We start from the raw sequence: 21,040 nt of genomic DNA, 5'->3' as shown, positions 1-21,040 counted from the left end.
ACTGACAAGAGAAATCGGCTTTATTGCCGATTTCTTCTACTCTAAAAAACTCACTTCTGATCATAAAGAAAAATTCTTGCTTTACCATTACTTCAATATAAAAAATCTTCTTTTAAAATCATACACTTCTCAGAAGAACTAAAGGGGAGAGAACTTAGAAATGAGCCAATCATGGAATGAACGAACACCACCTCATAATATGGAAGCTGAACAATCGGTAATTGGTGCAGTATTTTTAGAGCCAGAAGCATTTTCTGCGGCTTCAGAAATATTAGTTCCGGAAGATTTCTACCGGGCAGCACATCAACGGATTTTCGCAGCGATGATGAAACTTGCAGACCGGGGAGAACCGATTGATGTCGTTACGGTAACTTCCTATTTGAATGATGTAAAACAGCTCGATGAAGTAGGCGGTGTCACATATTTAACGCAATTGGCAGAAAGTGTACCAACGGCAGCGAATATTGAGTATTACTGTAAAATAGTCGAAGAAAAAGCACTGTTGAGACGTTTAATTCGGACAGCAACAGACATTGTTACTTCCAGTTTTGAAAAGGAAGACGAAGTAGAAGATGTTCTCAATGATGCGGAAAAAGGGATTTTAGAAGTATCGGGCCGAAAAAACTCCGGTGCCTTTAAATCTATTAAAGATGTATTAATAGATGTATATGATAATATAGAGCAACTGCATCAGCAAAACGGTGATGTAACGGGAATTCCAACCGGTTTTAGAGATTTGGATAAAATTACTTCCGGTTTCCAGCGTAATGACTTAATTATTATCGCGGCCCGTCCGTCTGTTGGTAAAACGGCCTTTGCTTTAAATGTTGCACAAAGTGTTGCCGTAAATACGGATGAAAATGTGGCGATATTCAGTTTGGAGATGGGGGCCGATCAATTAGTTCAGCGTATGCTTTGTGCGGAAGGTAATATTGATGCACAGCGTTTGCGAAATGGACAACTTCAGGCAGAAGACTGGAGTAAACTAACCATGGCGATGGGTTCCTTGTCTAATGCAGGAATCTACATTGATGATTCACCAGGTATCCGTGTCAGTGAAATTCGTTCGAAATGCCGTCGTTTAAAACAGGAGCATGGTTTAGGGATGATCCTTATTGATTATTTGCAGCTCATTCAAGGAAGTGTAAATTCCAAGGAAAACCGGCAACAGGAAGTTTCCGAGATTTCACGGTCTTTGAAAGGATTAGCACGTGAATTGAATGTACCACTTATTGCCCTGTCACAGCTTTCCCGTGGAGTGGAATCACGTCAGGATAAACGACCAATGATGTCCGACTTACGTGAATCAGGAAGTATTGAGCAGGATGCCGATATTGTAGGATTCCTGTATCGTGACGACTATTATGATAAAGAGACAGAAAAACAAAACATCATCGAAATTATCCTTGCTAAACAACGTAATGGTCCAGTGGGTACCGTAGAGCTTGCCTTTGTGAAAGAGTATAATAAATTCGTAGACTTGGATCACCGCTATGAATCAAGTGATATTCCACCGGTAGCCATGTCATAAAACGAAGCTGGGATAAAAATATTATAGTTATCGAAAAATCCGAACGATAATTCTGATTTTGGGATTGTTGTTCGGTTTTTTGGATGATTATTGCCGTTTGTAAAAATTTCATTCTGTTGTGCAAAATATCAACACAACGGGCGCACATATCAACCGTAGATGACATTTATCACTCGTGTCTAGACTTTAGCAGCGCGGGTACTACTTGAGTAATCTCCTTTGTTCCCTTGCGCCGAGGAAGCCAACTACAGAGCATTAATAGAAGACTAGAGGTGCACTTACGGTTTTCCCTGATGAGGCTTTAGGTCGTGCCCACGAACCGTAAGTATTCTTCCGGAGCGAATGAATGCACGCTATCATCATTAGAACAAGCGAGAGCATCACCATAGGAATTTTCATTAGTCCTCAGTTTATATCCATTCCATAATAACCAACTTTGCGAAAAGAGCGGTTTGAACTTTTATACATGTAATCATTCGTTTTTAGGTTGGGTGTTTAATAATGTCCCAGCCTTGTTTTGTTATGTTAGCCCTTTTGTCATAAAAGAATATCGTTTCCATCAATGAGAAATGTTGCTCTATCGATATCTCAGACACAACATATTCGTGGGAAAGGTGCCCGCTCATAAAAAAGGAGTAGGCGCTCATAAAAGAAGAAGCCCGCTCATAATAAGGAAGTACGCGCTCATAAAAGAAGAGTCCCGCTCATAATAAGGAAGTACGCGCTCATAAAAGAAGAGTCCCGCTCATAAAAGGAAAGAACCACCCATAAATAATACCGTTAGTGACAACAAAAATAACAATTTCCAGGAAAACAGCCAAAATAAAAAGCCAGAAATCCCTTTATAAAGGAATTCCTGGTTCTTCTTTATCATCTCGCGAAGACAACTCTCGTACCAGCTATTAAATCATGTATCCCCTGTTTTTCTGAATTAAATGCGACAACAATGTAAAGAAGGAATGTAATAAAGAAAACCCGATGAAGAAATCTTCCTACCAGTTCCCGGAAAATTAGGTCATTCCAGCTTAATTTCTCCCCATCACTTCGAACTACCTTTAATCCAAAAATCATTTTTCCTAATGTTTGCTGATAGAATTTGGTCATCAATACAAAATATAAGTAAAAAACGATACTACTAAGTATTCCAGATAATGTCCAAAAACCTATGTCAATTGCTGCCCCATCATTTAGAAACCTAAGAGGACTTAATATAATTCCATTAATACTAAAAACAATGATTAAATCTGCCAAATATGCCCAGAAACGCATCCAAAAGCCAGCATATGGAGATCTATTCACTACTTCTGCTTCAGGTTGACCCATAACAGTTGATTCTTCACTCATGTGATGACCTCCTTACTCCGAATATAAATACATGGCACGTGGCGCATTGGATTGCCGTAATAAATGTACAATTCCGTCTAATTCAGATTGTGATCCAAAATTGCTGCTTAGTGTCATTCCTAAAAACTGTTCAAAACCTAACCCACTCTTATATTCAACAACCTGTGCATCGTTTAAATCGTAATCTTCCTTCATCATAGCAATCGTATCATCAAGAGTACCTAATTCATCTACTAGGCCTAATTCATGAGCCTGAGAGCCTGTGTATACCCGGCCATCTCCAAGTTCTCTCACTCGTTCTTCCGTCATTTCTCTTCCATCTACAATTACTTGGACAAAATCACCATAAAGGTCGTCAATCATCGTTTGTAAAATTGTGCGTTCTTCTTCTGTCATTTCACGGGAAGCCGACATAATATCTTTAAACTCTCCACTTTTTATCGTATTAAAGTCTACTCCCAGTTGATCCGCTAATTCTGCAAAATTAATGCTTTCCATAATAACACCAATGGACCCTGTTAATGTTGCAGGATGTGCAATGATCTTATCAGCTGGTGCTGCAATATAATATCCGCCTGATGCTGCTGTATTCCCCATAGAGACATAAACAGGCTTATTATATTCTTCTTGTACTTCCTCTACCTTATCATGTATTTCTGCACTTTCGACAACCCCACCACCTGGAGTATTAACTCTTAGAATAATACCGTCAACGGTTGAATCTTCCCCAGCGTCTTCAATCATATTTAAAAAGCGATCATGATTATATAAGCTAGTGTTCCAAGCATTTGTCGAAGTGTCCTGAATAATTCCATCCAAACGAATGACGGCAATTTTGTTTAGTGCAGAACCTTCTTCTAATATATCCTGTTCAAATTCACTTGCATTTAAATTAAATAATTCTTCAAAATCTGTGGCTAAAACAGTTGTAATAGCTTGAAATCCAATCGAAAAAATAAACAAAACGATTGCGATGACAAGGGCAATCCATCTTTTGCGGTTCATAAGTATTTCCTCCTTTAATTTTGATTACTAAGTTTAATTAGCTTAAATATAGACAAGTTAATAACTACTCTTCATTCATTTCACAAACGCATAAAAAATAAAAGCAACACACATTCCTAAAAACATAAAGTAGAAAAAGGTTTTGATTAAAAAAGATTTTGTTTGATGATTTATTACATACTTCCCTCATTAAATTTTATAAGTTTTTACTCCTTCAAAATAGTAAATTCCATTCATAGTAATCCAAAGTAATCCGACAAATAAGAAAGTTACGGCAGAAAATGTAAATAGGATTCCATATGTAAATAATAGTACTAAAGCAACAACAAATATGACATTCATTTTGTTAAAAACAGAATAGCTAATTTTATAAGTTTCGTATTTTTCACCTTCATCCATCATGTTAAAATACGCTTCATTCACCTTTGAGGATAATAAATCCAGCTTCTTTTCCGGATACTTTTTATTCTGAAGATGAAATGCATACCACTGGGTAACTAAAGAAGTAATTAAAAAGATTCCTGACAGAATGAAGTTCATAAATACATAAACAAATATAGAGTTAGATACTTGGTTTAGTTGCATAATGGAGAGCGAAAACCAAATGAAAGTAAAAATAAAAATAATAGAAGATAACGAGATGATTTGATAGAATGCTTTGTCTATCATAAGTTCTGAGGTGTCTTCATCATATAAATGATTTTTCCCCATTGATTTGTAAGTCTTTATATTTTTATAGAATAAAGTATAGCCAATGATGATAATCGTTAATAGAATTCCATAAAGCAAATCATAAGGAAAAATGATGTAAGGTTGTGTAACTAGTAACTGTATGTATTCTTCGCCATAGCTTGCAATAAAACCAACTGAGAAACCTACAGCAAAAAGAATGGCTCCTTTCATTATTAAGTTTAACATTTTATTTTTCACTAATCTTCCTCCTCCAATTGGAAAATTTCTTCTACGCTTTCCCTAAACACACGAGATATCTTTAATGCCAATATAATGGATGGAGCATAATCACCCCGTTCAATCAAGCTGATGGTTTGCCTTGAGGCCCCAATCTGTCTTGCCAACTGTGTTTGATTCAACCCATCACGAGCACGTAGTTCCTTAAGGCGATTTTTTAGCTTCAACAAAACCTCCTCCTCTATGTTAGTACCACTTTAAGTTACTTTCATGGTATTGACAAGTATTATTGTCAATTTGACTAAAATAATTACATTAAATTTACATTCTTAATGCTCATTTAACGAGTTTTGTTGTTTGTTAACTTCGCAGTTGATATAAAGTCCGACGTCGTATAGTGCACCGCTCAATTAATTCTTTACATGGCAGTGTTCTACAAAGTATGAGAAGGGGGAAAGATGTTGTATATAATTCGCTTTTTAAGGGTTGAATAAAAGTGATAAAGGTTTTTATTTATACCGAACGATTTATCTTTAAATTAAATAAACGTTCGTATTTTGCGTTGACTTAACACTTCATTATTGATAAACTTAATTCGTTAATGAATTAAAAACATATTTTATATAAATTAGTGGAGGTGCGCTATGTCCTCAGTAGTAGTTGTTGGAACACAGTGGGGCGATGAAGGAAAAGGGAAGATTACGGACTTTTTATCGCAAAATGCCGAAGTGGTTGCCAGGTATCAGGGAGGTAACAATGCAGGCCACACAATAAAATTTGATAATGAAACCTATAAGTTACACTTGATTCCATCTGGTATCTTTTTTAAAGAGAAGATTTGTGTGTTAGGTAATGGGATGGTTATCGATCCGAAAGCGTTTGTGGAAGAGGTTGCCTATCTGCATGAACGTAATATATCAACAGAAAATCTTCGTATCAGTAATCGGGCACATGTGATTTTACCGTATCATTTACAGTTGGATATCCTGCAGGAAGAAGCTAAAGGTGCGAATAAAATTGGAACAACGAAAAAAGGAATAGGCCCTGCTTATATGGATAAGGCCGCACGTATGGGTATTCGTGTAGCTGACTTATTAGATAAAGAAGCCTTCCGTGAAAAACTGGAACAAAATTTAGAAGAGAAAAATCGCTTGTTTGAAAAAGTGTATGAAGTTGATTCGATGAAAGTAGACGATATCATAGAAGAGTATTATGAATACGGGCAAAAAATGGCACCATATGTGTACGATACATCTGTTGTTTTAAATGATGCATTGGATGAAGGGCGCCGTGTTTTATTTGAAGGTGCGCAGGGAGTTATGCTGGATATTGACCAAGGTACCTATCCATTTGTAACATCATCTAATCCAATTGCTGGTGGGGTTACAATTGGTTCTGGTGTTGGCCCAACAAAAATTAATCATGTTGTTGGTGTATCGAAGGCTTATACGACTCGTGTTGGTGATGGCCCATTCCCAACTGAACTACATGATGAAATTGGAAATCAAATTCGTGAAGTTGGCCGTGAGTATGGAACAACTACTGGAAGAGCACGCCGGGTTGGCTGGTTTGACAGTGTCGTGGTTAGACATGCACGCCGCGTGAGTGGAATTACTGACCTTTCCCTAAACTCCATTGATGTGTTAACAGGGATTGAAACATTAAAAATCTGTGTAGCATATCGTTATAAAGGAGAAATAATGAAGGAATTCCCGGCAAGTCTTAAAGTGTTGGCAGACTGTGAACCAGTTTATGAAGAAATGCCAGGCTGGAAAGAAGATATCACGGGTGTTAGAAGTTTAGATGAACTTCCTAACAATGCTCGCCATTATTTAGAACGTATTGCTCAGCTCACAGAGATTCCATTATCGATTTTCTCTGTTGGACCTGATCGTACACAAACTAACGTAGTAAGAAGTGTATATAGCCCATAATTAGCAAGTGTTTGGATATCGCCTAACAGATTTCAGTTTCACTGATAGAAAATGCTAGTAACAGTAGAAATAACATACTAAACGGCAAGTATAGAAGAGATGAGACTCTAAAATACTTGCCGTTAACTATTGCTTTCCCTAACCATCCGTTAGTTAAAAAACAATCATAATAATCAATCTTGTAGCTGGTTTAGTATCAGTTTCAACACATCGTTCTGTGACATATCTTTAGTCAATGTTGTTTCTTTATCAACGCCAAGATAATCGTTCGGAGTCCACCAGGCGCGTAAAGAGTCTTCCCCAAACTCCATCTTTTTCGAACGAGTGTTGTGTCGTTTGACTGTTTCCTCGAAGGATAAATCAAAATAATATGTATATGCTTTTTGGTTATAGAACTGGATTAAGTTATTTAACATTCCACCATAACGGTCCTTATTCAAGATCCCTTCCACAATAACAAACTTACATGTATTTTTACCGTATTCTGCGATTTGGCGAATCAACTCAATTGACAGATTCCCTTCCCTATCATGAACTTTTAACATTTCACGGCGAACCGTATCCTGTGAAACTAAAAGCGTCCCATAACCAAAATGATTTTGAAGGCTCTTCGCAGTTGTTGTTTTTCCACTTCCAGAGTTTCCTCGTATGATAATTAGCTTAGATTCCATATTCCCCTCCCTGCGCATCCTTCTTCCACGGTTAAAGCGAAATCTGCTTACTGTTAAATCCTTTCTATATAAATAATTGAATTTCCGAGTTTTCAATAATATCTTCTACTAAAGCACCGATAGTTTAGCAAATACTCCAGTTAATCTTAACTCTTCTCGAATGAGCGAACGAATAAGATACCTGAAACTACGGTTAATATAGCTTTTATCTCTGGGTATATAAATGGAATATATGGATAAGGAAAACCTAATCCGAACCACAAAATCCAATTTGATATGGGGATGGATATTAATAAAATCAGAATTAACATAGTAATAAATTTGCCCTGATTTATTTTATAAGTTCGTGCTTTAATGAGTTCTACTATTCTCTCTGATTCTAATACAATACCAAATAAAAAATATATGATACCTAATAATGTCCCGTAAACTAACATTCCTTCCACATTTCCGAATTCTGCAAACTCTTTATATTCTGGGATAAAATAAACAGCTAATAACAGCAATATGACACTTCCTATTATTCGAAGAACACTTAATTTATTCAACCCTTCCTCCCCTTTATTCTTTTTTATTGTTATTAGTTTTGACATGGCAAAATAAACTACAGTAATAGTAAGTAAAAAGTCTCTATTTTATATATGCCCCTGATATTAAATAAATCTGCACCTATTCTTAGGTTTTCTTTCGATTTTCAAGGTCATTTACCCTCTTTTTAAGATTTGAAATATCTTCTTTTAAATCATCAGTTGGACTTTTTATTCTATGCGTTACTCCTTTAATAATCGCTATTACAGTAATAATAAAAACAACCAATCCTGCGACAAACATAAGAATTATTTCCACAAAAAATCCTCCCTTATACTTCTATAACTTTTCTGGCTAAAATAAACGTTACATCTTATTCCAGAAACGCACCCGTAACGAATAACAACTGTTAATCTGACTTCCTTATAAAATGAAAAGTTAAACTCGATAGGATAAACGAAAGTATAATTATTATCGGCGTTACAAAAATAAGAGCTATTAAGCTTGTTTTATAATTCAACGGAACAAATAATTCCCAAACCTCTCCCGTTATCTTCCACAGTACCATAAGAATTAGGATTGTGAACATAAAATAAATTACTCTATCTAAGAACTTTTTCACTGTATTTACTTCATCCCCCCAAACTACTTTATTGCCACTTTTTAGTAGGAATACATGTCCTATAAAACACCCCTGAGTGATTACATAAAAAGGATTAGAAGTAACTGAGATTACCTCAAAAAATTAAATGATACTAAAAAAGAAACGGAAGAACTGGAAGCAGTAGATTCATCGACATTTAGTTTGAAAAACGTGGAGGACGATAGATGGAATATTTGGGATGTATTTTCCTGAATTTTATTTCATACACCCCCTAGCCCTTGAATTTCTTCTTCAGTGCTGATGCCCGTTAGTTAGTAAAAAATTCACATTCTATTTACCTCACATTTTAGCATGCCAATTAGCAGTGGTGTTTAGATTTGGCAGACAATTCTTTTTATGGCTTAGGGAAATTTTAAATACATTTTTCAACAAAATTTCCCTCTATATATCAGTAAATTATAAGTTTCTGGAAAAATATGGAATTAATGATACAGTTTCATTACATTCTTCGACAAAAGGTTTCTAATTCTGAATACCTATGCTAGATTAATAGAGGAGAAAAAATCTTAAAATAAGGCTGTTTTCTAATAGATTTAGACTATGATTACAAAAGCAAATAATCCGCAACTAACATACGAAAAGAGCCTCAAAAATAATAGATGTATAGAATTAAGGAGTACTTTAAGGATGTCATATAGAAAAAATAAACAAAATCGTAATCAATTATTTATAAATAGAAGAAATAAATTCCGTTTTCTAAAAACAGCTACTGTCAGCCTTTGCCTGGCTTTAGGATTAACTATTTCAACGGTGCATGCCGAAGAAGAAGTGAAAACGATTTACCACGTATATATGGATGGTACATATTTAGGAAAAGTGAATGATGAAGCGGTTATTCAAAATATTATCGATGACAAGATAGCAGAAGAAAGCAAGGAATATGAAAATTTGGATCTAACAATCGGTGAAGATCTAAATTACGTCTCTGAGAAGGTTTTTAGCCCTTCTTATGACAATGAAGCCGTTGCTAAAGCGTTGGAAAGTGAAATCTCTGTCATGGCAGAAGCGATTGAGTTAAAAATCGGAAATGAGATAGTTGGTTATTTTCATGACCAGGAAACAGCGGATGAAGTAATTCAAGAATATAAATCCCAATACGTTGATGAAGAAGACCTTGAAAGACTGGAGTCTGAGAAGGACCAAGAAGAAGAGGATCTAGATGAGTCCGAGGTTGAGGAACGTCCAGAACCTTCTTTACAGCTAGGTGATACAATCATTAGTGAGGTTTTGTTAACAGAGGAAATCACCACGTCAGAAGGGGAAATTGCTCCAAATGATCTTCTGACAAAAGAAGAAGGGTTAACCTTATTGGAAAAAGGTACACTGGAAGAGAAGGTTCATCAAGTAAGTGAAGGGGAAGTATTAGGTGGAATTGCCAGTAAGTATGAGTTGTCCATGGAAAAATTACTGGAAATCAATCCATCGATAACAGAGGACACCCTAATTCAAATTGGTCAGGAAATTAATGTAATGGATTATGAGCCATTTGTAGATGTCATTGTCAAAGAAGAGACTTTAGTGGAAGAGTCTATTAATTATGAAACAGAAGTTATCGAATCAGATGATTTATATAAAGGCGAAGAGAAAGTCCAGCAAGAAGGGAAAGATGGCAAAAAAGAAGTTCATTATGTCATTGAAACCGTAAATGGATTTGAAGAAAAGAAAGAAAAAATAGAAGAGACCGTCACAGAAGAACCGGTTAATAAAGTAATCATAAAAGGAACGAAAGTCATTCCATCCCGTGGTACAGGAAATCTAAGCTGGCCAGCTGTTGGTGGATATGTATCAAGTAAGATGGGCGAACGCTGGGGGAAAATGCATAAAGGAATTGATATTGCAAGGCCTAGTAACCGAAACATCTTAGCAGCCGATAATGGTGTGATTGAATCTGCCGGTTATAGTGGTGGATATGGGAATAAAATAGTCATCAATCATAACAATGGAATGAAAACTATTTATGCTCACCTTGCATCCATGGATGTAAAAGTTGGACAAACCGTTGAAAAAGGGAAGAAAATTGGGGTAATGGGTTCTACAGGGAACTCCACAGGAATCCATTTACATTTTGAAGTATATGAAAATGGCGCATTAAAAGATCCTCTTGATTATATTAGGTAAGACTGACTCTTATGAGTTAGTCTTTTTTCGTAGGCAAACAGGAAAGTATAAAACTAACTACAGCATTCGTCCCAAGGCATGGTGAGGCTAAGAATGGATTTAATAATATAGAACTTATTTCCTATAGGCAAAGAATACCATTGCCATTTGGTTTGGCGATAGACAAAAATTCTATTATGATAAGTATACGTAGTAATATTTCAAGAGTGATGATATTTCAACGAGTAAAGACATATTCTCTAATTTACGATAAAATAAAATAAGCAATGGTAAAAGGAAGTGACAAGATGAGTCAGAAAATATTAGTAGTAGATGACGAACAACCAATTGCAGATATATTAAAGTTCAACTTAGAAAAAGAAGGATATCAGGTGATTTGCGCTTATGATGGTGATGAGGCTATTCAATTAGCAGAAAGTGAAAAGCCTGATTTAATGTTATTAGATATTATGCTTCCCAATAGGGATGGGAATGAAGTATTACGGGAAGTAAGGAAATCACAGACGATTCCCATTATCATGTTGACCGCCAAGGATTCTGAAATTGATAAAGTGTTAGGTTTGGAATTGGGTGCCGATGATTATGTGACGAAACCGTTCAGCAATCGTGAATTAATTGCACGGGTGAAGGCGAATCTACGTCGCCAGCAAGTTCCAGATGAACCGGTGAAAGAGTCCAGTGATATAAAAATCGGTAATCTAACCATTCATCCGGATGCTTATGTTGTTTCCCGTGATGGTGTTCAAATTGAATTAACACATCGGGAGTTTGAATTATTGCATTATTTAGCTCGCCATATTGGACAGGTGATGACCAGGGAGCATTTATTAGAAACGGTTTGGGGCTATGACTATTTTGGAGATGTTCGTACTGTTGATGTTACGGTAAGAAGGCTCCGTGAGAAAATAGAGGAGAACCCAAGTAATCCGGCATGGATTGTAACCCGCAGAGGTGTGGGCTATTATTTACGTAATCCTGAACAGGAGTAGTTGTTAATGAATAAAGTTGGCTTTTTCCGTTCCATACAATTGAAGTTTATCATTATTTATATCCTCTTATTGCTGCTGGCGATGCAAGTAATTGGTACCTTTTTCATGAAGGAGCTGGAAGATGAGCTCTTATTGAATTATACAGAGTCCATTAATGAACGTATGGACTTGCTCAGTTACAATTTAGAGCAGGCTTTTAATAGGGAAAGAAGTGAAGACGGAGAAGGCCTAACATTACTGCAAGAGGTGCAGCAAATTGTAAATGATACTAGTATTGATACGGCTGTAACCAATATTCAGGTTATTAATAATCAAGGTCGAATTATAGGTACAAATGATCCTAACTACCAAAGAGATATCGGGAAAAAAACAAGTCTGGACCTTATTGAAAATGCATTGTTTTTTAATTCTTTTAAGGAAGATATAATGCTGGATGAGGAATCACAGGAACGTGTATATGTTCAGGCTTTACCTTTATATGATAATGAGGGTACCGTTGTAGGAGTTGTTTATGCCAAAGCCCCCATTCAAACGGTATATGATCAGTTAAATGAAATAAATGATCTTTTTATACAAGGTTCCATATTAGCCATCAGCGTCTCGGCGTTTTTGGGAATTTTAGTAGCCCGCACCATTACCAAACCAATTATGGCAATGCGCAAACAGGCACAAACGATGGCGAAAGGGGATTTTACACAGAAAGTCAATGTATATGGAAAGGACGAAATTGGACAATTAGCTGAAACTTTTAATGATTTAAACAGTAGGCTCAAACACTCTTATGCGACGATAGAGGAGGAAAGGCGAAAGCTAAGTTCCGTACTATCGAATATGTCTGATGGAGTCATAGCTATCGATAATACAGGTATGATTACTTTGGCAAATGAGTCTGCAGGGAGATTAATTGGTCAGAATCCTGATGAAATCATTGGGGATTATCTATTGGACGTCCTGCAAATAGAAGATCGTATCGTTGACATCACAGAACTTCAGGATAGCGGCTCCATGATCATTGATTTTAGTGAAGATGATGAACCTTTTCTTATCCGGGCGAATTTCTCGACGGTTTTTGATGATGAAGAGGAAATTACCGGTTTTATTGCGGTTATCAGTGATGTTACAGAACAGGAAAGAGTGGAACAGGAGCGAAGAGAGTTTGTATCCAATGTTTCTCATGAATTAAGGACCCCACTAACAACGATGAAAAGTTATATTGAAGCACTTTCTGATGGTGCGTGGCAGGACAAGGAAATTGCCCCTCGATTTTTAAGTGTTGCGCAAGATGAAACCGATCGAATGATTCGAATGGTCAATGATCTGCTACAATTGTCCAAGCTGGATGCGGACGAGTATCCGATGCATAAGGAACGAACAGAATTTATCAACTATTTCCATCAGGTCATTGATCGACTGGAAATGAATATTCCAGAACGTCTATCGTTTAATCGGGAATTGCCTAATGGCCGTTATTATGTATGGATAGATAAAGATAAAATAACCCAAGTATTGGATAACATTATCTCAAATGCGATTAAGTATTCTCCTGAAGGCGGAGAAATACGTCTCAAAGTAGAATATAAACGACATTTTCTATTAATTAGTGTACATGATGAAGGGATTGGAATTGCATATGATAAGCTGGATAAAATATTTGAACGTTTTTATCGAGCAGATAAAGCAAGGTCAAGAAAATTAGGCGGTACTGGATTAGGTTTAGCAATAACCAAAGAACTAGTAGAAGCACATCATGGAAAAATATGGGCCAAAAGCAAAGAAGGTAAAGGGACAACCATTCTCTTTACACTTCCGCTGATGAATCAGAAGCGGAGGGGTGGACGATGAAATTAGAAACGTTAAAAACATTTATTTTAGTCGTCTTAATCGGAATAAGTTTATTGCTTACATTTGGAATGTGGAACTATCAGCCAAGTATAGAATCTTTAAAGGATCCGACACCAGAAGATATTAGTTTAAATGGTTCAGAGGAATCCATCCAATCACTGATTGAACCGAAACAAATTATCTTCCATCAAGCAAGTATGCATTATGGATTTGACAGTCCGCTGGAACAAAGGGAGTTTTACCAAGATGTACAGGACTGGGTCTTATATGATTTTGAAACGGTAAAGACAGAAGAGAATACAAACCATCCTGACGGAGAACTCATTTTTCCGACCCCTTTACCAATGGAAATATTGGATAGTCTTTTTACGTTTAACAGTTCCAATCTGGAGCTTCCCATTTGGTCGTTTCAAAGAGTATATTTGACGTTAGACGAAGAGGCGAATGCAGTAATGGTGGAGTTTCTATCCATTGATGGCAGAGACAAGGCAGTGGCATTTGTTCATGATCCAAGTCATTATGAACAGTTGCAGGCGTACATGAATGAACAGGAGTTAAGGGAATATACTTTGTTTGATGAAGGTGGAACCGACATTTATCTTCCAGAAGGACCGATTCATTTATCCAGACAGACGAGATCGTTTAGTCGAATTAATCCAAATGATCTCGTGGAAGTGCTATTCTCCGATCCTTCTGTGGTGAGGCAATCGAATTATACAAACCGGGGAACCACTTATTTCACAGATAGCAGTCAAATGAGTGTAACAAGAGATGAAGCTAGAATGGAGTTTATTAGTCCCGGTGCGAATAACGAATATCAGGAAGGTTTATATGCAGAAGACCTGCTGAATAAGAGCATTGATGATATTAATGCTCACGAAGGTTGGACAGATGAGTATAAGTTAATGGACATCTTTATCAATGAAAATCTTATTCGCTATCAAATGTATTATCAAGGCTATCCTGTATTTAGTACGTTAACGACAATAGAACAGGAATGGGGACAGCGTTTGATTCAGTATAAGCGCCCCTTATTCCGCAGCAATGATCTTCTAAATGAAATTACGGTTGAATTGCCTTCAAGTGGAGCTATTGTCGATTATGTAAGGGAACATTATAATCCCGATAACATCATGGATATCCAAATAGGTTACCAATTAAACTATGATAAAGACGATAATTTAATTGTTTTTGAACCAAACTGGTATATTCAGCAGCAGAATCAAGAGAATTATTATTGGACTCCTGTTAATCCGTATGATGAAGAATTCACCTTAAAAGGAGGGGACTAGAGGATGCAATGGGGTCATATAAAAACATTATTTATCCTCAGTTTCCTAATTCTTAATGTCTACTTAATTGTTCAATTTGTTCAGAAACAACAAGAAGCAGATTTAGGGATACTTTTTAGTCAGGAAACGACCATAGAGGATCAACTGGCCGCTGATAATATTACAATTACGGATTTGGATATGGATATTGAGGAAGCGACCTATGTTCTGGCATCTCAAAAGGAATTTAATGAATCAGAACTCGAACAGTTATCCAATTTAGATGGTCAATTCATAACCGTGATAGATGACAATTTTATTGTTTCCCAGCTAGAAAAACCAGTACCAGTCTCTGAGGACTCAACAGGTGAAGAAATAAGCCAACTGGTAAAAAGTAATATTCTTTATGGTGAGGAATTTGCCTTTTGGGATTGGCATGAGGAATTAAATATATTAATATTCTTCCAGCAAATAGAGGGACGCACCGTTTATTATAATGAGAATGGACCTGGGTTATTATTATTGTATTTAAATGAAAAGAATGAAATAACCCATTATACGCAAACCATGCTCGGGGAAGGAGAGCCACAAGGTTCTGGGTCTAAGTCATTAATTCAGCCTATCAAAGCAATTGAAGCTTTGTACAACTCACATGACTTACTTCCAAATGAAGAAGTGACGGATGTGGATATCGGTTATTATTCCCGGCTGATTGAAGAAGGAGAACAGATCTTTGCTCCGACATGGAATGTTGTCGTCAATGGGGAACGAAATTATTTTATTAATGCGATTGAAGGCATTATCTTCTCCAATGTCGATGAGGAATTTTTAGATAATATTATTGACGAGACGCTTGAAAAAGTTGAACCATTAATGAACGATGAAGATGAAGACAATGATGAGGACGACGATGATGGGGAAGAGGAAAATTACCATTCTTTTATAAGAATGCTTGAAGAAAAACAGCAGTTCGAAAAATCGGAGTGAAATAGAAATGACATTACGTTTTAGTGTATTGGCATCAGGGAGTACGGGCAATGCCTTTTATATAGAGTCAGAACAGCAGAAATTATTAGTGGATGCAGGATTAAGTGGAAAAAAACTTACGAATCTGTTTGAAAAAATCCAAATAGACCCTCAAGAGCTGTCTGGAGTTTTAGTTACGCATGAACATAGTGACCACATTAAGGGTTTAGGTATTTTTGCACGAAAGTATAATCTTCCAATCTACGCAAATGAAAAAACGTGGAAAGCGATGGATGGAGCTATAGGGAAGATTTCCGTTGATCAAAAATTTCTATTTAATATGGAAGAAGTGAAGACATTTGGTGATTTAGATGTGGAGTCATTTGGTGTTTCACATGATGCGGCAGAGCCAATGTTTTATACGTTTCGTCATAAAGGAAAAAAAGTCGCGCTCGTTACGGATTTAGGGTATGTATCTGAACGAATCAAGAAAATTGTGGAAGATGCAGACGCATATGTTTTTGAGGCGAATCATGATGTGGAAATGCTCAGAATGGGGCGTTATCCATGGAGTGTAAAACGTCGTATTTTAGGTGATTCTGGCCACGTTTCAAACGAGGATTGTGCTTTAGCACTGACCGACATTATCAGTAACCGTACCAAACGCATTTATTTGGCTCATTTAAGTGTAGATAATAATATGAAAGACTTAGCACGTATGTCCGTGAATAACGTACTGAAGGAACGTGGAATAGATATGGAGTTACATGATACCGATCCGGAAGAACCAACGGCATTATATGAGGTAGGATAGCATTTGTGCACCAGACTATAAAAATTTGGCCAGGAAGAGGTTTGACACAGTTAAATTTTAACAGGCCAAGCATAAGAATTAGAAGAGTTAGAAACGAACACCTTCATCAACAGGATGATGTGTTCGTTTTTCTTTGTAAGATAAGAAAGTATAAATTTGCTCTTTGATGTCTAGCTGCATCGCCATAGCGACTAGCGTACTTCCCTTACCTTCGTACTTCGCTAAAAGGGCGCTTGCGCATTTCTTAATTATAATCCTCTAAAGTTAGGAAATACTACTGTGTAGAAATCTATATGTAAAATGAGGGGAAAAGAAATGGGCTATTACAATCAAGGCTATCCACCAAACCCGCATCGTAAACCAAATCGGAAAGTCAGCTGGATCATACCTTTACTGATTGGGTTAGGTGCAGGGATATTCCTGGTAGCACAAGTGATACCAGCTTTCACACAAACAGATGGTAGTGCTGGAACGATGAATAATATGAATAAAGTAAACACGGAAGCGAATGAAAAAAACGGAGGTACTGGTAATATAATTAATACTTCGGTTCATGTTGATGTTTCTACACAAATTACCGAAATTGTGGACGAAGTGACGCCTGCTGTAGTAGGTGTAACCAATCTTATGAAGCATGCAGACTATTGGCAGCAGGAGGAAAGCATGGAGGCTGGAACTGGCTCTGGTGTGATTTATAAGTTAGAAAATGGTACAGCTTATGTAGTCACGAACCATCATGTGATAGAAGGAGCGGATGAAGTAGAGGTTGTGCTCTATAATGAAACTTCTATACCGGCAGAAATTGTCGGGAGTGATATTTTTACGGATTTGGCTGTATTGCGAATGGATGGAGAACATGTTGAAAAAGTAATTGATATTGGTTCCTCGGGTAAAGTTAAAGTAGGCGAACCTGCAGTAGCTATTGGAAATCCTTTAGGACATATGTTTTCCAGTACAGTAACCCAAGGGGTCATCAGTGCAACTGAGCGAACGATACCACAGGATTTTGACCAGGATGGTAGATCCGATTGGCAAGCAGAAGTCCTTCAAACGGATGCAGCGATTAACCCAGGAAACAGTGGTGGTGCACTGATTAACATGTATGGACAGCTTATCGGTATTAATTCCATGAAGGTAAATCAAGAGGCGGTAGAAGGAATTGGCTTTTCTATCCCTGTTGATTTTGCCATGCCAGTTATTGCTGAATTAGAGGAAAAAGGAGAAGTCATCCGACCATACTTAGGTGTAGAGATTTATTCCCTGGATGAAGTACCGAAATCGGAATGGGATAATACGCTAAATCTCCCAAATGATGTAAAAGGTGGCGTGTATGTATGGAGTGTTGAACCATTTTCTCCTGCAGATCAAGCGGGATTAGAGCAGTTGGATGTTATCATTGCCTTAGATGATACGTCAACGTTAGACACAATAGATTTACGTAAAATCCTTTATCATGAAAAGGAAATTGGTGAGGAAGTAAAGGTTACCTTTTATAGGAATGGAGAGTTAATGGAAACGACGATTGAACTCGGGTCTCAATAAATATGGATAGGGCTGCCACATTATGAAAACAGACAGTTCTAAGGTATGCATAGTTTATTTCCAGAGCGGGTAATTGCGCCAAATATTATTACAAGTTATATGCGTACTTTATAGATTTAGTGATAAAAACAAAGATTCATTTAGAAAACAGCTTTATAAAATGGAAAAAATCCGAACCAATTCGAATTCTAACAGGAGAATTTTGAATGATAAGTTCGGATTTTTTCTGTTCACAGGGTTTATGCACAGCCTGTGGATGAAACTGTAGATAAATACAATATATGGTATAGAAAATATGTTCTGCAACAAAATATCACCGAACATTTGTGCATATGTTAATAAGTTTGTGGATAACTTGGCAATTTGAGGATAAAATACGATGTTATTAACGACTTATCAACAATTTTATGTTTTAAAGCAGATTACCAATACTTACTGTACTTCCAAACAACAACTAAAAGCATAAGCATGACGATATCCAATCGTGCTTCAAACAAAAAATGTACCAATCCTCCATCGGATAGAATCGGCAATTTTGTAAGGAAAATCGCAGACAGCATAATAAAAATAAGTGGGGCAGCTGCCTGTTGCACGTACATTCGGGCAACGATTAAACCGCCGCAGCTAATTTCGATCATAGCTACTAAAAATAATGTGAACTCAGGGTATGGTATTCCTAAATTTGCAAAGATTACCTTAAAATCGTTTATTACTAGCTTCACTATACCGGATGTGATAAATACATAACCAATAGAATAACAAACCCATCTAGTTATTTGCATTTGCATATGCTTCCATGTACCCCCTAAAAGACTAGTTATTCCATCTATATGCTTTAAGTTGGACAACGTTGACAAGTAGTTGAAAATAAAAAATAAATATCTACTTTCCTTATTGCTAATGGTAGAAATAAGACATATAATTTCATTTAGATTAATCAAGAAAAGGGTTTGCTGCTAACGCTGGGTGTTAGTAACAGAAAGGGGTGAATGTGTTGATTCGGCGTTTTTTTTCTTATTACAAACCACATAAACGGCTATTTATTGTTGACTTTGTTGCTGCCATTATTGTTGCTATTCTCGAACTCGCTTTTCCGGTTGCCGTACAGTGGTTTCTTGATGAACTGCTGCCAGGAGACGATTGGAATTTGATTGTAACGGTTGGTGTCCTGCTATTATTTGTTTATATATTAAGTACGTATTTACAATATGTTGTCACGTATATCGGACACAAGCTTGGGGTTAATATTGAAACAGACATGCGTAAAGAACTGTTTTACCATGTCCAAAAGCAATCTTTTCGCTTTTTCGATAATACAAAAACTGGACATATTATGAGTCGAATAACCAATGATTTATTTGATCTTGGAGAATTGGCACACCATGGTCCTGAAGACTTTTTCATTTCGATTATGACCTTTGTTGGGGCCTTTGTAATTATGTTTACGATTAATCCTACTTTATCCCTCGTTATTCTTATAGCGGTTCCTATTTTGATTTTCCTTATCACGTTTGGAAATATTCGCATGAATAAGTCGTGGAAAAAAATGTACGAGGATATTGCCGGAGTGAATGCACGTGTGGAGGATGCCGTATCGGGTGTACGTGTCGTCCAGTCATTTACAAACGAGAAATTTGAGATGGAACGTTTTACGAAGGATAACAATCGTTTTCGAAAAGCAAAGATAGGGGCTTATCAAACGATGGCCATCGTCCATTCCAATATTTATTTGTTAATGCGGTTAATTACATTAATTGTGCTGGTTGCCGGTGCCTGGCTAACTTTTAATGGAAGAATGACATATGGAGAATTAGTTAGTTTTATCTTATTTGTTAATGTGTTAACGAACCCAATTAATAAAATCACCGCTCTATTAGAAATATATCCAAAAGGCATGGCAGGGTTCAAACGATTTACAGAGTTACTCGATGTTGACCCGGATGTGAAAGATCGTAAAGATGCATTGGAAGTAAATTTACGTGGTGAGATAGCCTTTCATGATGTAACGTTTGGCTATGAACAAGAGCAGGGAGCCGTTCTGGACTCCATTAATTTTCATATTCGTGCTGGGGAAACGGTAGCATTTGTTGGCCCATCTGGTGCTGGAAAAACTACCATATCGTCATTAATTCCGCGTTTTTACGATGTAGATGAAGGAAGAATCACTATTGACGGAATCGACATACGAGACATGAAAAAAGAGTCCCTTCGCAGCCAAATAGGAGTTGTACAACAAGATGTGTTTTTATTTACAGGTACTCTCCGTGAGAATATTGCTTATGGAAAATTAGAGGCTACAGATGAAGAAATTCAGTTAGCCGCGAAACGGGCACATATGGAAGAATTTATCAATGAGTTACCAAATGGATATGATACACAGGTCGGGGAACGAGGGTTAAAACTATCTGGTGGTCAAAAACAGAGGATTGCAATTGCAAGGATGTTCTTAAAGAACCCGCCAATATTAATTTTGGATGAGGCAACTTCTGCCTTGGATACCGAAACAGAAACAATTATTCAACAAGCATTAAATGAGCTTGCCAAAAATAGAACCACCTTAATTATTGCTCATCGGTTAGCAACGATTAAAAATGCGGATCGGATTATGGTGGTAACGAAGAATGGAATGGAAGAGGAAGGCAGTCATGATGAATTACTGAAAAAGGATGGACTGTTTGCACATTTGCATAGTGTACAAATGAATTAACGAAAGAGGATTTCTTAAGGTGGTGCGCCTATAACAGTGGCCAAATCTGAGAAATCCTCTTTTTTTCGATTCCAATTCTTAGTTATCCACATAATGTTAATAATATGTTGATATGTTTGAAAATTTAAGAAAGATAAACAATTCTTGAAGATATTGTTAGCAGGAATCAAATAGTTATATTTTAGAAAGGAGCAGATTTTCATAG

The 21,040-nt window shown here is 36.8% G+C and carries 18 protein-coding genes; 10 read left to right on the top strand and 8 right to left on the bottom strand.

Going from position 1 to position 21,040, the window contains the following annotated elements; genetic code table 11:
- The first annotated feature begins 160 nt into the window (after positions 1-160).
- Positions 161-1,531: a replicative DNA helicase gene (dnaB, locus tag GMJ66_RS08615; RefSeq protein WP_156289916.1), complete on the top strand. Its 1,371-nt coding sequence runs from the start codon at positions 161-163 to the stop codon at positions 1,529-1,531.
- An 870-nt stretch (positions 1,532-2,401) separates the two neighbouring features.
- Here dnaB and GMJ66_RS08610 read toward each other — a convergent pair.
- From GMJ66_RS08610 to GMJ66_RS08595, 4 genes are all read right to left on the bottom strand, one after another.
- Positions 2,402-2,875: an RDD family protein gene (locus GMJ66_RS08610; protein ID WP_231514880.1), complete on the bottom strand. Its 474-nt coding sequence runs from the start codon at positions 2,873-2,875 to the stop codon at positions 2,402-2,404.
- A gap of 12 nt (positions 2,876-2,887) precedes the next feature.
- Complete coding sequence (sppA, locus tag GMJ66_RS08605) at positions 2,888-3,880, bottom strand: signal peptide peptidase SppA (RefSeq protein WP_156289915.1); 993 nt, start codon at positions 3,878-3,880, stop codon at positions 2,888-2,890.
- Positions 3,881-4,069: 189 nt separating this feature from the next.
- Positions 4,070-4,810: a DUF3169 family protein gene (locus tag GMJ66_RS08600; RefSeq protein ID WP_156289914.1), complete on the bottom strand. Its 741-nt coding sequence runs from the start codon at positions 4,808-4,810 to the stop codon at positions 4,070-4,072.
- Positions 4,810-5,016 carry a helix-turn-helix transcriptional regulator gene (locus tag GMJ66_RS08595; protein ID WP_156289913.1) on the bottom strand — a complete coding sequence of 69 codons (207 nt, stop codon included), beginning with the start codon at positions 5,014-5,016 and terminating at the stop codon, positions 4,810-4,812. Before GMJ66_RS08595 ends, GMJ66_RS08600 begins: the two co-directional genes overlap by 1 nt.
- A 417-nt stretch (positions 5,017-5,433) precedes the next feature.
- Here GMJ66_RS08595 and GMJ66_RS08590 point away from each other — a divergent pair, with 417 nt between their 5' ends.
- Entirely contained in the window at positions 5,434-6,723 is a 1,290-nt protein-coding gene (locus tag GMJ66_RS08590) for an adenylosuccinate synthase (RefSeq protein WP_156289912.1), read from the top strand.
- 173 nt (positions 6,724-6,896) lie between these two features.
- Here the strand turns inward: GMJ66_RS08590 and GMJ66_RS08585 are convergent, their stop codons facing one another.
- The 3 genes from GMJ66_RS08585 to GMJ66_RS20400 all read right to left on the bottom strand — a co-directional run bounded on the left by GMJ66_RS08585 (position 6,897) and on the right by GMJ66_RS20400 (position 8,240).
- Positions 6,897-7,394, bottom strand: coding sequence for a kinase (locus GMJ66_RS08585; RefSeq protein WP_156289911.1), 498 nt, complete (start codon positions 7,392-7,394; stop codon positions 6,897-6,899).
- A gap of 146 nt (positions 7,395-7,540) precedes the next feature.
- Positions 7,541-7,942, bottom strand: a complete 402-nt coding sequence (locus tag GMJ66_RS08580; protein WP_156289910.1) for a hypothetical protein — start codon at positions 7,940-7,942, stop codon at positions 7,541-7,543.
- 127 nt (positions 7,943-8,069) lie between these two features.
- The gene (locus GMJ66_RS20400; protein ID WP_197046651.1) at positions 8,070-8,240 is read right to left on the bottom strand and encodes a hypothetical protein; all 171 of its coding nucleotides are present in this window, start codon (positions 8,238-8,240) and stop codon (positions 8,070-8,072) included.
- A 973-nt stretch (positions 8,241-9,213) separates the two neighbouring features.
- On the opposite strand from GMJ66_RS20400, the gene GMJ66_RS08575 reads away from it, so the two are divergent.
- The 7 genes from GMJ66_RS08575 (at position 9,214) to GMJ66_RS08545 (ending at position 18,128) form a co-directional block, all read left to right on the top strand.
- Positions 9,214-10,704 carry a M23 family metallopeptidase gene (locus GMJ66_RS08575; protein WP_156289909.1) on the top strand — a complete coding sequence of 497 codons (1,491 nt, stop codon included), beginning with the start codon at positions 9,214-9,216 and terminating at the stop codon, positions 10,702-10,704.
- 287 nt (positions 10,705-10,991) lie between these two features.
- Positions 10,992-11,693 carry a response regulator YycF gene (gene yycF / locus GMJ66_RS08570; protein WP_156289908.1) on the top strand — a complete coding sequence of 234 codons (702 nt, stop codon included), beginning with the start codon at positions 10,992-10,994 and terminating at the stop codon, positions 11,691-11,693.
- Positions 11,694-11,699: 6 nt separating this feature from the next.
- A complete protein-coding gene (gene walK, locus GMJ66_RS08565; protein WP_156289907.1) occupies positions 11,700-13,535 on the top strand; it encodes a cell wall metabolism sensor histidine kinase WalK in 1,836 nt (611 codons plus the stop codon).
- Positions 13,532-14,827, top strand: a complete 1,296-nt coding sequence (locus tag GMJ66_RS08560) for a YycH family regulatory protein (protein WP_156289906.1) — start codon at positions 13,532-13,534, stop codon at positions 14,825-14,827. Before walK ends, GMJ66_RS08560 begins: the two co-directional genes overlap by 4 nt.
- A 3-nt stretch (positions 14,828-14,830) precedes the next feature.
- Complete coding sequence (locus GMJ66_RS08555) at positions 14,831-15,793, top strand: two-component system regulatory protein YycI (RefSeq protein WP_156289905.1); 963 nt, start codon at positions 14,831-14,833, stop codon at positions 15,791-15,793.
- Positions 15,794-15,800: 7 nt separating this feature from the next.
- Positions 15,801-16,586: an MBL fold metallo-hydrolase gene (locus GMJ66_RS08550; protein ID WP_156289904.1), complete on the top strand. Its 786-nt coding sequence runs from the start codon at positions 15,801-15,803 to the stop codon at positions 16,584-16,586.
- Positions 16,587-16,901: 315 nt separating this feature from the next.
- The gene (locus GMJ66_RS08545; RefSeq protein ID WP_156289903.1) at positions 16,902-18,128 is read left to right on the top strand and encodes a S1C family serine protease; all 1,227 of its coding nucleotides are present in this window, start codon (positions 16,902-16,904) and stop codon (positions 18,126-18,128) included.
- A 422-nt stretch (positions 18,129-18,550) separates the two neighbouring features.
- On the opposite strand, the gene GMJ66_RS08540 is transcribed toward GMJ66_RS08545, so the two are convergent.
- Positions 18,551-18,916 (bottom strand): DoxX family protein, encoded by a 366-nt coding sequence (locus tag GMJ66_RS08540; RefSeq protein WP_156289902.1) that lies wholly within the window; start codon positions 18,914-18,916, stop codon positions 18,551-18,553.
- Positions 18,917-19,122: 206 nt separating this feature from the next.
- Here GMJ66_RS08540 and GMJ66_RS08535 point away from each other — a divergent pair, with 206 nt between their 5' ends.
- Positions 19,123-20,835 carry an ABC transporter ATP-binding protein gene (locus GMJ66_RS08535; protein WP_156289901.1) on the top strand — a complete coding sequence of 571 codons (1,713 nt, stop codon included), beginning with the start codon at positions 19,123-19,125 and terminating at the stop codon, positions 20,833-20,835.
- Positions 20,836-21,040: the final 205 nt, after the last annotated feature.

The organism is Oceanobacillus salinisoli, assembly GCF_009733865.1.
Lineage (GTDB): Bacteria > Bacillota > Bacilli > Bacillales > Amphibacillaceae > Oceanobacillus > Oceanobacillus salinisoli.
This window is presented reverse-complemented; position numbering and strand designations above follow the sequence as displayed.